This window comes from Flavobacterium cheonanense, assembly GCF_039539185.1.
Classification (GTDB): domain Bacteria; phylum Bacteroidota; class Bacteroidia; order Flavobacteriales; family Flavobacteriaceae; genus Flavobacterium; species Flavobacterium cheonanense.
This window is the reverse complement of record NZ_BAABCT010000013.1, coordinates 1-15,925: the sequence shown is the minus strand read 5'-3', so window position 1 is coordinate 15,925 and position 15,925 is coordinate 1. Positions and strand designations below refer to the sequence as shown.

The 15,925-nt window shown below is 33.1% G+C and carries 7 protein-coding genes; 6 read left to right on the top strand and 1 reads right to left on the bottom strand.

Annotated elements, in window-relative coordinates:
• Positions 1-127 precede the first annotated feature (127 nt).
• The gene (locus tag ABD766_RS14425; protein ID WP_344817350.1) at positions 128-1,354 is read right to left on the bottom strand and encodes a glycosyltransferase; all 1,227 of its coding nucleotides are present in this window, start codon (positions 1,352-1,354) and stop codon (positions 128-130) included.
• Positions 1,355-1,415: 61 nt separating this feature from the next.
• Here ABD766_RS14425 and ABD766_RS14420 point away from each other — a divergent pair, with 61 nt between their 5' ends.
• The 6 genes from ABD766_RS14420 to ABD766_RS14395 all read left to right on the top strand — a co-directional run.
• A complete protein-coding gene (locus ABD766_RS14420) occupies positions 1,416-1,997 on the top strand; it encodes a MiaE family protein (RefSeq protein WP_298307507.1) in 582 nt (193 codons plus the stop codon).
• Positions 1,998-2,319: 322 nt separating this feature from the next.
• Positions 2,320-7,716, top strand: a complete 5,397-nt coding sequence (locus ABD766_RS14415; RefSeq protein ID WP_344817349.1) for a T9SS type B sorting domain-containing protein — start codon at positions 2,320-2,322, stop codon at positions 7,714-7,716.
• A gap of 40 nt (positions 7,717-7,756) precedes the next feature.
• Entirely contained in the window at positions 7,757-8,677 is a 921-nt protein-coding gene (locus tag ABD766_RS14410; protein ID WP_344817348.1) for a PorP/SprF family type IX secretion system membrane protein, read from the top strand.
• A 20-nt stretch (positions 8,678-8,697) separates the two neighbouring features.
• Complete coding sequence (locus tag ABD766_RS14405; RefSeq protein WP_344817347.1) at positions 8,698-10,563, top strand: OmpA family protein; 1,866 nt, start codon at positions 8,698-8,700, stop codon at positions 10,561-10,563.
• A gap of 781 nt (positions 10,564-11,344) precedes the next feature.
• Positions 11,345-11,890 (top strand): hypothetical protein, encoded by a 546-nt coding sequence (locus ABD766_RS14400; protein ID WP_344817346.1) that lies wholly within the window; start codon positions 11,345-11,347, stop codon positions 11,888-11,890.
• A gap of 185 nt (positions 11,891-12,075) precedes the next feature.
• Positions 12,076-15,925 (top strand): lamin tail domain-containing protein (locus ABD766_RS14395; RefSeq protein WP_344817345.1); only part of this gene is annotated, 3,850 nt, incomplete at its 3' end.

The following is a 15,925-nucleotide window of genomic DNA, read 5'->3' as shown; positions in this document are numbered from 1 at the left end:
TATCTCGTCCCAAAAGACGAGATGCCACTCCAATCAGGGCTAGATAGGATTTGTATTGAATAGAAGTCAAAATAATAAACAACAATCTGTGAAAATCTTTACAATCCTTTTAATCTTTGGTTAAAAATCATTTCTTATTCTTTTCCTCAATCCACTTACTCATATATTTAGTGCTAGAAACTAAATGATGTTGCAAAATAGAACCAAAGAAATTTTTATTACGATGTTGTTTCAAATTATCTAAAAGCGAATTAATTTCAACAATAAAATCCTTTTCAAAAAGTGATTTTCTATAACGTTTATCTAAAATCTCAAATCCATTTTCTTGAGCCTGTTTCCATAAGTTTTCATCTTCATAAAGTTGAACAGCTCCATCTACAAACTCATTTGGATTGTCTTTCACAAAACCATTCCAGTTTAAATTTCCAGCCATAGCTTCCGCACCAATTGAAGAAGTTACACTTGGAGTTCCACATTGCATCCCTTCAAGTAATTTACCTTTAATTCCTGCGCCAAAACGAATAGGTGCTAAAACCACTTTAGCATTTTTTATAACTTCTAAAGCATCATCTGCTCTTCCTTTAATATAGAAATTTTGTTTCGGCTTATTCAACTCCAAAACTTTCTGTGATGGGTAAGCTCCATAAATCAACATTTTAGCTTCGGGTAATTTTCTATGCAATAATGGCCAAATTGTATCTGACAAATATTTTACACAATCCCAATTTGGTTCATGCAAAAAGTTTCCAATAAAAACAAAATTATTTCGTTCTGCAAAAGATAGAATTTCATTTAAACGTTCTGCAAAAATTGGCAAATAAAATAATAAATCCTTTGAAACCTTAAACTGACTTTGAAGCAATTCGATTTCAAATTCCGATACCATCAATGATAAATCACAACGTAAAATACTCGCAATTTCCCTTTTAGCAACATCTGAAAATAAATCTTCATATGTAAATTCTCGATTTTCTTTAACTGCAAGTTGCCTTGCTTGACGTAAACAATGCAAATCTTCGGTGTCAAGCAATTTTAAAGCATTTGGACAGCTTTCTGAAACACGCCAACCAAATTGTTCTTCCACCATAAATCGATCAAATAAAACAATTGTTGGATTCAACTCTATAACAAAATCATCAAAACTTGAAGAGTTTAATTTAATAGTTTTTGTTGAAACTCCTAAAACTGAAATATCTTCTGAAAATTCTAAATTCTGAGCAGTACTTGCAAAAGTAATTTCGTAACCATTTGTTTGAAATAGTTGTATTAATTGCATCATTCTACTTCCTGCCGCAGAAGATTTTGGTTCAGGCCAAACAAAGCCAATTATTAATAAAGTTTTAGATTTTAGCATAATATCAAATACAATTACAAAGAAAAGATTTAATTTTACAACAAATTAAAATTATACAAAAATGTTAGGTCTAAAATTAAAAACCGACCCAAGATGGGTTACAATAGTTGAATCAAACATTGAAGAAATTCTAACAGATCATGCTTGGTGCGAGCAAAAGGCTGCAACAAACATTATTACAATCATAACCTATAATTCAGAACACGAAGAATTAGTCACTGATTTGTTGGAAATAGCTAAAGAAGAATTAGAACACTTCCAAATGGTTCACAACATAATTAAGGAGCGCGGATTAAAATTAGGTAGAGAAAGAAAAGACCACTATGTAAACGAACTTTTCAAGTTCATGAAAAAAGATGGAAGTAGAAATGATTCTTTTATAGACAGATTATTATTTTCTGCGATGATTGAAGCAAGAAGTTGTGAAAGATTTAAAGTACTATCTCAAAATATTGAAGATAAAAAACTAGCAGAATTCTACAGAGAATTAATGATAAGTGAAGCAGGTCATTACACAACTTTTCTAAAGTTTGCCAGAAAATACACAGAAAAAGTTGATGTTGACAAACGTTGGGCAGAATGGCTAGAATTTGAAGGAGAACTAATCACCAATTACGGAAAATCAGAAACGGTTCACGGTTAATCAAATGCCTTCATAAAAAGAAATAAAAAAACTCCTTAGTTATCTAAGGAGTTTTTTTTGTAAACTATATTGATTCGTTCAAGTTTAATAATTTTAACTATAAATATAAAGTCTTTTACTTATTCCATGATCTCATTATGCATTTTTTTAAGATTAAAATATAGATAGATATAGTAGATAGGTAATCAATATCTTATCAAAAAGGAATAAATAAAATCATTTGAAAATATGTGTGATAATAATATTTAATCTTATTTTGTAATGAATTGTAATGAATATTCTTTAGTATTTTAGCCAATCTTTTAAATAAAATAGGTTAAGTATGAAAAAAAATATTTATTTTACATTAATTCTTTTGATAAGTTATTATTGTAGTTTTTCTCAAGTTTTTTCAAATTCTACTGTCAGTGCCGCAGGTTCTTGGAATGGTTCATTAACAAAAACCATAACGGTTTCCGGTCTTCCAAACTTAAATGCAAATATTTTTGAGTTAGTACAAGTAAACCTTCATATGGGCGATGATGGTAATACAAGAAATTACAATACCTACAGAATAACTTTAACTAAAGGAACTACTAGTATAGATTTGGTTTCGTCAGGTGGTTTACCAAATTCTTTTGTTAAACAAATTAATACGAAGTTTAGATACAATACTTATTTAAGAAGACTTTCTGAACATGGTGGAACCGCTGAACCATTTAGTATTGGTTACTATCGTTCCCAAGATAATTTCACAGGATTCAATGGAATTGATCCTAACGGTATTTGGACAGTAACCATAACAGAAACATCAGCAGCAACTGGTGGTCGATTTAACAGAGTAGATTTAGTATTCAAGTCACCATTCACTGTTCAAGATTATACTACACTTAATAGTTATGATAATTGTTCTACTCCTTATTGTTTAGGTTCAGCTGAAATTATAGTTGCATCTAATAATGGTTTTACTAATCAACCAGGAGATATGTACAATCCAAACACTGCTTCTTGTAGTTGGAATACTGCCCAAAACAATTCTGCTTGGTTTAAATTTAGAGCTGCACAGTCCTCTGTGGGAATAACCATATCTGGTATTACAGGTAATTTACAGATTTTAGCAATAAATGCAGGTGCTGATAACAATCCTTGTACACCAACTGATAATACTATTCTAAATGGAGGTTGTCCTGCATTAAGTAGCAATGATACCTATTCTACACCTCAATATACAAATGGCTCTACAAAGAATAATCAACTTAATTTAAGTGGATTAACAATTGGAAATTTTTATTATTTCATAGTTGATGGCTCAGGAGCATCAGTTTCTCCTTTTTATATTGAAACAGTTGGTGCTTCATTAGATTGTTCTAATTGTGTACTTAATGCTACATTAGGTAGTAACTCCCCAGTCTGTGCCAACGGAACATTGAATTTAACATGTAACGATGGCACAAGTTGGTCTTGGACAGGGCCTAATGGTTTTACTAGTAGTAGTCAAAATCCAACATTGAACAATGTCACATCTTTGGCATCTGGTACTTATGTAGTTGCTATTACAGACAATAATGGTTGTACAGACACCAAATCAATAGATGTGGTTGTAAATTCTTCTGTAGTTCCTACTTTTAACACTCCAAGTCCTGTTTGTGTTGGTTCGACTTTAAATCCACTTCCAACAACATCAAATAATGGAATTCAAGGAACTTGGAGTCCTGCTTTAAACAACACAACAACTACAACTTATACCTTTACGCCAGATGCGGGTCAATGTGCATCAACAACTACGCTAAGCATAACTGTTAATAATTGTGATTTTGAGGCATATGCCACTGCAATATGGATGGATGATTGTACAGATGTAGGAAATGGTAAATTTTACAATACTACTGGAGCTGGAGTTGATTTAATTAATCAAGAGCCAGGTAATACTTTTATAAAAGATTTTGGAGTGCATGTTCAAAACTCTTCCACTTTAATTTTGAGAGGTTCAGAAGTAAAAACGTACAAAAATGGAACCACCAATGTATGTGGAGCTAAAATGTATTATCGTTATTATTTAAATTCAGGAACTGGAGGTGCATTTACTTCAAGAAATTTATCTTTTTTTAGTGATTGCAATACTGGTACAAGTGAGTTTATTATTGGAGGTGGTCCTTGTGCTCTAGGACAGCAAAAATGGCAATGTGTATCCCAACCTGGATGTGATGCTCCAATAAATTTAACCAACGTTCCGCCTGGAGATTATATACTTGAAGTATACTATGATGTAACTGGAGATTTTAATTCTACCTCTCAATGTGATGATACTATTATTTTGAATAACGGAGGTACTAATTACAAAGCTAATTTTAGCATAATTGCAGAGCCAACAATAAGCAGTTCTAATCCAACAACTTGTAATGGTACTAATGGAAGTATTACAATTTCAGGTTTAACAGCAAATGAAGTATATGCACTAAGCTATAATTTTAATTCATCACCGATTGGACCAAATAACTTAACTTCTAATGCTAGTGGACAAATTATCATTCCAAATTTAGGTATTGGTAACTATTCTAATTTTAGTTTTGTAATTAATAGTTGTAATACGACCTTACCTTCAAGTATCTCATTACAAAATCCAATAATTACTCCGGTTTTTAGCACTCCAAACCCATTTTGCTTTGGTGAAACTATTCCTGCAACTGTTTTACCTTCTACTTCAAATAATGGAATTACAGGGAATTGGACGCCAGCTATAAACAATACAACAACCACAACCTATACTTTTACTCCTGATGCTGGACAATGCGCAACTACTACAAATATTACAGTTGTTGTTAATCCAGAAATTACAGGAGGAATAAATTCAAATCCAAATACGATTTGTAATGCAAGTTCGTCAGGTTGTACGCCAACAGGGACAAAAGTAGTTATAAATGAAGTAATGCATTTTCCATTAACGGCTCAAGGATTAGTTGCTAATGGTACAGAATACATTGAGCTTTACAATCCAACATGTTCTCCAGTAGATTTATCTTGTTATACCATTGCAACAGCAGCAAGACCAAATTCAAATCCTGGAAGTACACTTTCAAGAGGAGGAACAATACTAATTCCTTCAGGTACTATTCTTGCTCCAAAAGCGCATTATGTAATTGGAACTTCTACTGCTTCTTCAAATCTTGCAAATATTGATTACAATACCACTTTGACGTCTAACTATTGTATTATCAATCAATTTGTATTAGCCAATGGTGACGGTTGGGTTGCTCTCAACGATGGTAACGGAACTCCAGTAGATGCCATCTATTGGACAGTTGGTGCGAATGAAAGCTCAAAAATAACAACAGATGATGATTTAGATGATGCGCCCTGCATTCCTTCTTCACTTGGATTATGTAATACTAATGGATTATCTTTATTGTCAGCTAAATCTATATATCAATTGAATCCAACGTTAATTAATTATGTTGGACAAACTACATTACAAGGAATAAGTTCAACAGGAAATAAATTTAGTAGAATACCTGATGGTGGAGCTTGGCAAAGAGATATTCCAGGAAGTATTAATTTGATAAATTGTAATAATGGAATTTGTGATACACCACCTACTTCTACATGCAACGGAAGTGCAACAGTTAGTGTTACACAAGGTTCTGGGAATTATAGTTATTTATGGAACGATCCTCAAGCTCAAACTTCGGCAACAGCTATCAATTTATGTGCAGGAAATTATTGTGTTGTCGTAACCGATTTGGATACTAATTGTACGCAGCAATTTTGTGTCACGGTGATAGATAATATTTCAAATGCAACACCAACATTCAGTTTTGGAACGTCTTTAAGTATTTGTTCAGGTGGAGTTGTGCCAACATTGCCAAATACATCAGGAAACTCAATCACAGGAACATGGTCACCAAGTTTAGTAAGTAACACAAATAACGGAACTTACACTTTTACACCAAATGCTGGACAATGTGCAACAACCACAACTTTTACAGTTACGATAACTCTACAAACAACACCAACATTTGGTTTTGGAATTTCATCAACGATTTGTTCAGGTGGAATAGTTCCAACATTGCCAAATACATCGTCAAACTCTGTAACAGGAACATGGTCGCCTAGTTCAGTAAGTAATACAAATAACGGAACTTATACTTTTACACCAGATGCTGGACAATGTGCAACTACCACAACTTTTACAGTTACAATAACTCCACAAACAACTCCAACATTTGGTTTTGGAACCAGTTTAACATCATGTCAAGGAGTTTCAGTACAAGTATTGTTGCCTACTTTATCGAATAATTCTATTTCTGGTTCATGGAATCCATCTACAATAGATAATTCATTACTTGGACAAACGATATATACTTTTACACCAGATGCTGGACAATGTGCAACAACCACAACTTTTACAGTTACAATAACACCGCAAACAAATCCAACATTTAGTTTTGGAACTTCATCAACGATTTGTTCAGGTGGAATAGTTCCAACATTGCCAAATACATCAGGAAACTCAGTCACAGGAACATGGTCACCTAGTTCAGTAAGTAATACAAATAATGGAACTTACACTTTTACACCTGATGCTGGACAATGTGCAACAACCACAACTTTTGCAGTTACGATAACTCCACAAACAACACCAACATTTGGTTTTGGAACTTCATCAACGATTTGTTCAGGTGGAATAGTTCCAACTTTACCAAATACATCGTCAAACTCTGTAACTGGAACATGGTCACCTAGTGCAGTAAGCAATACAAATAATGGAACTTACACTTTTACACCAGATGCTGGACAATGTGCAACAACCACAACTTTTACAGTTACTATAACTCCACAAACAACACCAACATTTGGTTTTGGAACTTCATCAACGATTTGTTCAGGTGGAATAGTTCCAACTTTACCAAATACATCGTCAAACTCTGTAACAGGAACATGGTCACCTAGTGCAGTAAGCAATACAAATAATGGAACTTACACTTTTACACCAGATGCTGGACAATGTGCAACAACCACAACTTTTACAGTTACCGTAACTCCACAAACAATACCAATATTCAGTTTTGGAACAAGTTTAACAGCTTGTCAAGGAAATGTTTCAGCACAAGTATTGCTGCCAACATTATCAAATAATTCCATTTCCGGAACTTGGAATCCATCTACAATAGATTATGCAATACTTGGACAGACAGTTTATACTTTCACACCAAACAGTGGACAATGTTCTCTAAATGCAACTTTAACGGTTACAATTAATCCAATTCCTCAGTTTACAATATCTGGTGGATGTGATGGCGAAAATTATGTTTTGAATATTGTTCAACAAAATCAAAATATTAACTCAATTGAATGGTTTTATAATAATGTAATGATTGGTCAAGGGAATTCAATTGTGATAACAAATGAAGGTACTTATACTGCAGTAGCAACTAACTCAGATAATTGTAATAATAATGCTCAATTTGTTGTTGTAAATGATTTTTGTTCAATTCAAAAAGGAATTTCTGTTAATGATGATGGATTTAATGATGTTTTTGAATTGTCAAATCTAGGAGTTAAATATTTACAAATTTTCAATAGATATGGTATGAAAGTATATTCAAAAAGTAATTATACAAACGAATGGGGTGGAAAGTCTGATAATGGAGACGAACTTCCAGATGGGACTTATTATTATGTAATAGACAGAAATAATGGAGAAACTATAACGGGTTGGATTTATATCAATAGAGCACAATAACCCTTTGTATAATTTGTATTCAAAATCAAACAAACACAAAATGAAGAAACTATATTTCATTGCTATATTGACTTTAGTAATAAACGAGTTAAAAGCGCAGCAAGATCCAAATTACACGCAATACATGTATAATATGAGTGTCGTAAATCCGGCATATGCTGGTTCAAAAGAAGGTTTGTCAGGAGGATTGCTGTATAGATCTCAATGGGTTGGAATAGAAGGAGTGCCAACAACAGGCACCTTCTTTATCCATAGTCCTGTTGGTAGAAATGTTGGTCTGGGGCTTTCTGTAATTTCAGATAAGGTTGGTCCTGTTCAAGAAAATAATATTTATGGAGATTTCTCATATACTTTAAGTTTAGGTGGTGAACATAAATTAGCTTTCGGTTTAAAAGCTGGAACTACGTTGCATAAAATCGATTTTGCAAGAATTTATCCAACACTGCCTAATCCTACTATAAATGATCCGTTTTATGCTGCAAACCCAAGTAGTACTTTTTTAAATATTGGTTCTGGAGTTTTTTATTATACCAATAAATATTACGTTGCCTTTTCTGTTCCAAATATTTTAAAATCAAAGTATTTAGATTTTAACGGAAGACAATATGGTACCGAAGTTATTCATTATTTCTTAACTGGAGGATATGTGTTTGATTTGAATCCGAATTTAAAATTCAAACCTTTTGCTATGATAAAATCATCAGTAAACGCGCCAACATCTTTTGATGTTTCAACTAACTTTATGTTTTATGATAAGTTAGAATTTGGAGCAACTTATAGATTGGAAGACTCTTTTGGAGCTATGGTGAATTTTGCTATTACACCAAGTTTAAGAATCGGATATGCCTATGATAACATTGTATCTGATTTAAGGGCAGTAGCACCAGCTTCTCATGAGTTTATGATTTTATTTGATTTGAATTTCTCTAAAAAAGTATCACGTTCACCAAGATATTTCTAACCTTATAAGATACCAAAAAAATGAAAAATCTATATATAGCCATTACTTTTGTAGCCATTAGTTTTAATGTATCTGCACAAAATGCAGCAACCAAAGCAGCTGATAAATTATTCAATAGATTTGAATATTTTGATGCTGCCAAAGAATATCTAAAGTTAGTTGAAAACGGAAAAGCAGATGTTTATGTTTACAAACAATTAGCTGATACTTATTACAACATGTTTAATTCAACTGAAGCGGTTAAATGGTATGCCAAAGCAATAGAGACCAATCAAGATGCTGAGACATATTTTCGTTATGCTCAAATGTTGAAAGCTAGTAATAAATATGAAGAAGCGAACAAACAAATGCAAAAATTTGCTTCACTTTCACCAAATGATAATCGTGCTAAAGCTTTCAAAGAAAACCCTAATTATATTCCAAGATTACTTGAAAAATCAAAAATATACGATGTGAAATCATCGGATATTAGCAGTGATAAATCAGATTTTGGCGCAGTACTTTATGATAACATTTTGTATTTTGTTAGTGCTAGAAATGGTGCGCGTAAAAACTATGGTTGGACCGATGAACCTTTTTTAGATATTTACAAAGCAGATTTTAACAAAGATGGAACTATCATCAATCCTACAACTGTTTCTGAATTGAATTCAAAATGGCATGATGGTCCAGTGACAATAAGTACTGACGGAAATACTATGTATTTTGCAAGTGAAAGTTTTAAAGAAAAAATATCTGAAAAAGACAAAAATGCTAACACTAAATTAAGTCAAATATATTTATTCAAAACGGTTAAAAATGCTGGTGTATGGGGAGAAATTACGCCATTATCATTTAATGACAAAACCTATTCTACTAGTAATCCAAGTCTAAGTAGAGATGGCAAAACATTATACTTTTCTTCCAACAGACCAGGAAGTATTGGTGGAGTTGATATTTGGAGGGTAGCTGTGAATGCAGATGGTTCTTTTGGTGAGCCCCAAAACTTAGGTAACAAAGTAAATACTGAAGGTAATGAGAGTTTTCCTTTTATTGCAGATGATAATAAAACTTTGTTTTTTGCATCAAGCGGAAGACAAGGCTTGGGAGGATTAGATGTTTACCAAATTGATTTGACAAATGGAGAAGCTACAAATCTAGGAAAACCTTTAAATACAGAGAAAGATGATTTTGCTTTCACATTTAACGAAAGTGAAAAAGTTGGTTTCTTGTCAAGTAATAGAAATGGAAATGATGATGTCTATATAGTAAATCAGGTTTGTAGCGTTGATGTCAATATCGTGGTTACTAATGCAAAAACTAGTGAAATTCTTACTAATGCTAGAGTTTCTATTTTAGATGAGAAAAAAAATGTAATTGCAACTGAAGTGTCTAATGCAAAAGGCGAGGTGAATTATAAAGTAGAGTGTGATAAAGTTTATTTGATACAAGCTTCAAAAGATGGTTTTGAAGGTAATATCTTTACAGTAAGTAAAAGTAAAGGGCCAACGTCCAAAACGGACGCTCCGTTGCAACCAATAGATGTTATTGTAACAGAAACTGAGATTATTTTAAAACCAATTTATTTTGAATTTGATAAGAGTAACATCACTCAAGAAGGCGCCTTTGAGTTAGATAAGTTGATTCAAGTTATGAAAAATAATGAAAAAATGGTCATTATGGCTAAATCTCATACCGATAACAGAGGTAGTAATGAATACAATTTGTCATTATCAGATAGAAGAGCAAAATCTACGGTTCAATATATTATTTCGAAAGGCATAGATGCTAGCAGAATATCTGGAAAAGGAATGGGAGAATTAGAGCCAATAGTTAATTGTGGTAATGCATGTACTGAAGAGCAAAATATACAAAACAGACGTTCAGAATTTTTGATTGTTAAGTAAAAAAAATAAAACTATATTTGTTTTTTAAAGATAATAATAAACATTTATGACATTTAAACAGTTTTATTTACTTGGTTTATTTGGAATCACTTTTTCAATAGCTTCTTATTTATATCTTTTATGGTATTCTCATTCGAAAAAAAGTAAACAAAATATACAATTTAAACACATAAATCAAGGATTGTTGTTTGTAATTTTTGCTATTTTTTCATGGTCGGTTGTTGCCTTATATAAAATTTTTGATTTAAAAGAGTTTACACTATCCTATATAATAAATGACAGGATATTATCTTCTATGAATAATCTTTTTCTTTTTTTGAGTTTGGCATTTTTTCCGATTAAAAAGAAAAATAGGTTTACTCTATATTTTGTTAAAAAAGAAAAGTGGGTCATAAATGTTTTTATTGTTTTTTCACTTGTAATTTGTTTTTTTACAATAACTGACAAAATTGGTGATAGTTTTAATTTTCTGTCGAGGCTGATTATAGTTGGATTAGATTCAATATTTTCCATAGTTTGTATAGCGTCAATAGGTTATGTGCTTAGCCATTCCTATAAGGAGTTAGGTTTTGGGAAATGGATGTTAACCTATATTACGATAGTGATATCAATGTTTTCATTAACGCAAATATTATTGCCTTTATCCAAAATGCTTCCAGGAGCACTAAGTCTTTTTTATCCTTATTTTTTAGCTTTTTTTATAATTTGTTTATCGCAGTTTGTTTTTCTTATTGCTACTTACTATTCTGTTTTGTATTTTTCATTAACTAATAAGTCTTCTTTGGAAAATAATATTATAAAAGATAAGAATACAAATTCTCAAGAGATTTCTGAGGTCTTAAAAGTTGAAATAGGCTATAATCAAGATAAGAAACTATTTTATTTGACTTTAACATTTATAGATGAGTTTCAAAAAGAGTATACCGAAACAAATGAAAATTCTAAATTATTGCAGCCTTTATTATATTGGATGCTATTTTCTTATGCTAAGAAGCAAAATGTTATGCTAACTCATCAAGATATGGCAATTGCAAAATTTAGAATGGTAGATTATTGGAATAAAGAAAGTGATTTTAAACTTACCCAAGAGTTGTTGTTTTTCAATGAAAGTGGGCATTTTGAATTAAAGATAAATGGGCAAAATATTACAATAAACGATATGATTTTCCTAAAATCAAAATTGTCAGTAAAAGAATTATTTAAAAAGTATTTTATTTGTTTTGTACCTTCTGATGTAAAAACTGCACAACAATTATATAATAAGAAAAACGCGGATAAATATTTATTAGAACATTTTGAAGGTTTTTATTTTAATATTTCTGAATAAAATTAGTAATTACTAGGATTATTTTGTTCTTCTTTATTTTTTTTTAAAGCAATGAAATTCAATTAATTAAAAATTACATTTCCTTACATTTATTACCTGAAACATTTTATTGTATTTAATTTTTATGGTATTTTTCAAAAAAAAATATATTTGATTTATTAAATAAATTTCAAATTAAACTGTATATGCATTCATTAATTCTAGCAAAAAAATATTATCTATTTTTTTTTCTTTTTTTATTTACAATTCCATTAAAAGCTCAAGTAGTTATTAATGAAGTAATGGTAAATCCTGGAGGGCCTCAGGGGATGTTAGGTACAAATGATCAAACAGGATGGTACTATGGTGCTGAATATATTGAAATTTTTAATAATAGTTGTCAACCTATTGATATTTCAGGTTGGATATTAGCGAATAATGTTCAGCCTCTTATAGGAAACCGTAGCGGAGGTTCCTTCAGTTTTCCCAATGGGACAATTATTCAACCGAATAGTCATTTAGTATTAGGCACTAGAAATAGTAGCGGAGATCCTAACAGTATTGATTTTAAAACCGAAAATTTCACTCCTTTAACTACACCTCCCGCTACAGGCGCCAATAATCCATGGAATAGATATCAAAATATAGCATTCCCATATTCTTTTATAAATGGCTCACCTCCTTCAAGACCAAATTATTGGGTTTTGCCAAACTTTGAAGGTTGGCTTGCATTGTATAATAATAATGGAGTTCCGCAAGATGCTGTTTATTGGACAGGCACAAATGATCAATCATTCATTACTAATGCTTCTGGTAATCAATATTTTACAGGTAGACCAACAGCACCTCTATCTTATACAAATGTAGATCCTACATTACCTTCAGCAAGAGAAATATTTCAATCAAATCCTGGAATTATTAGATGGTTAAATAGAAGCCAATTTATTCAAGGGCAATCTCCACAAAGAAATCCTGATGGCGGTAATTGGGTAAACACAGGCCTTCCATCAATCAATCATTTAACTTTAGGCTCTAATGCTAATTGTAACGGAGGTACTTGTATAACTCAAGCATTACCAGCACCGCCAACTGTTACAACGCCAGTTAATTATTGCCAAAATGCCGTAGCTTCTGCTCTAACAGCGACTGCTTTACCTTTAGCTACTCTTAATTGGTATGGAACTAATGCAACTGGTGGTACTCCTAGTTCAACTGCACCAACTCCTTTAACTACTTCAGTTGGAACAACAACATATTATGTTAGTCAAACAATTGGTGGTTGTGAAAGTGTAAGAGTGCCAATTGTTGTTAATGTTACGGCTTCTTCAAGTAGTGTAATAAGCTGTGGAACTTCAACGACTACATCAGTTATTTTTAATTGGACTGCAGCAACTGGCGCTACAGGATATACTGTTTCATATCAAGTAAATACTGCAACACCCGTAAATGTTGGCGCAATAGGTAATGTATTTACCTACACTGTTAACTCTTTAAATTCTGGAGATAATGTAACAATTACAGTTACTCCAACAGGTGGAGTTGCAACATGTTTTACTGCTTCTACTTTTTCCTGTGCTACATTGGTTAACAATGCCTGTGGTGCTTGTGCAACTCCAACTTGTCCGATAGTCGGAGTGTCAAGTTATGCCAATTTGAATTTTTCTGCAGGTTCTTGTAATACATGGACACCACAAGCTACAAATACCACACTTACGAATTATTATTTGGTAACATCAGATTCCTCTGGTTTTCTTGGAATAGCTCAACAGGCTACTAGTACTCCTGGATGTATTGTGCGTTCTGCTTTTATTAGACCTCTTGCTACCTCTTGTAATATTGCGACTACTATTTCACCATCTGTTACAAATGCAAATGGTGTTGCCTCTGGTTTTAATCCTGAATGGTATGGATTAACTCCGAACACACAATATGTTGTTGTAGAGACGGTAGTTTTGAGTGCTACATGTTTTCTAACTTCACTATGTACCAACTATTACGGATGTTCAACACCAAGTGCGCCAACAGTTGGTTCGATAACACAACCAACATGTACTACAGCCACAGGAAGTTTTCAAATCACAGGATATAATGCTGCAAATACTTATACATTTAACCCAGGAGTTGTAAGTATTTCAGCAACAGGATTGGTAACTGCTAATGCGAATACTTATACTTTTACAGTTACCAATGTATCTGGTTGTACTTCACCATCATCGGCTAACATTGTAGTAAATGCTCAACCAAGTACACCAAGTGCGCCAACAGTTGGTTTGGTAACACAGCCAACATGTACAACAGCCACAGGAAGTTTTCAAATCACAGGTTACAATGCTGCAAACACTTATACCTTTAATCCAGGAGTTTTAAGTATTTCTGCAACAGGATTAGTAACGGCCAATGCGAATACTTATACTTTTACAGTTACCAATGCATCTGGTTGTACTTCACCATCATCGGCTAACATTGTAGTAAATGCTCAACCAAGTACACCAAGTGCGCCAACAGTTGGTTTGGTAACACAGCCAACATGTACAACAGCCACAGGAAGTTTTCAAATCACAGGATACAATGCTGCAAACACTTATACCTTTAATCCAGGAGTTTTAAGTATTTCTGCAACAGGATTAGTAACGGCCAATACGAATACTTATACTTTTACAGTTACCAATGCATCTGGTTGTACTTCACCATCATCGGCTAACATTGTAGTAAATGCTCAACCAAGTACGCCAAGTGCGCCAACAGTTGGTGCGATAACGCAACCAACGTGTACTACAGCCACAGGAAGTTTTCAAATTACTGCATTCAATGCTGCAAACACCTATACTTTCAATCCAGGAGTTTTAAGTATTTCAGCAACAGGATTGGTAACTGCTAATGCAAACACTTATACTTTTACAGTTACCAATGCATCTGGTTGTACTTCACCATCATCGGCTAACATTGTAGTAAATACTCAACCAAGTACGCCAAGTGCGCCAACAGTTGGTGCGATTACGCAACCAACGTGTACTACAGCCACAGGAAGTTTTCAAATTACTGGATTCAATGCTGCAAACACCTATACCTTTAACCCAGGAGTTGTAAGTATTTCATCAACAGGATTGGTAACTGCTAATGCGAATACTTATACTTTTACAGTTACCAATGCATCTGGTTGTACCTCACCATCTTCGTCCAATATTTTAGTAAATGCTCAGCCAAGTCCGCCAAGCGCACCTACAATTGGTTCGGTTACACAGCCAACATGTACAACAGCCTCAGGAAGTTTTCAAATCACAGGATTCAATGCTTCAAACACTTATACCTTTAACCCAGGAGTTGTAAGTATTTCAGCAACAGGATTGGTAACTGCTAATGCGAATACTTATACTTTTACAGTTACCAATGCATCTGGTTGTACCTCATCATCATCGGCTAACATTGTAGTAAATACTCAACCAAGTACGCCAAGTGCGCCAACAGTTGGTTCGGTTACACAGCCAACATGTACGACAGCCACAGGAAGTTTTCAAATTACAGGATTCAATGCAACAAACACTTATACCTTTAACCCAGGAGTTGTAAGTATTTCAGCAACAGGATTAGTAACGGCCAATGCGAATAATTATACTTTTACAGTTACCAATGCATCTGGTTGTACCTCACCATCTTCGGCCAATATTGTAGTAAATACTCAACCAAGTACGCCAAGTGCACCAACAGTTGGTGCGATAACGCAACCAACATGTATATCAGCCACAGGAAGTTTTCAAATCACAGGATACAACTCTTCAAACACCTATACCTTTAATCCAGGAGTTTTAAGTATTTCAGCAACAGGATTGGTAACTGCTAATGCTAACACTTATACTTTTATAGTTACCAATGCATTTGGTTGTACATCACCATCATCGGCTAACATTGTAGTAAATCCTCAACCAAGTCTACCAATCATCACCACACCAAGCAACTATGTAGTTTGTGATGAGAACAATGATGGTGAGAGTTGTTTATTTGATTTAACGACAAAGAATTCACAAATATCGACACAATCGGGTATTCAGATTAGTTATC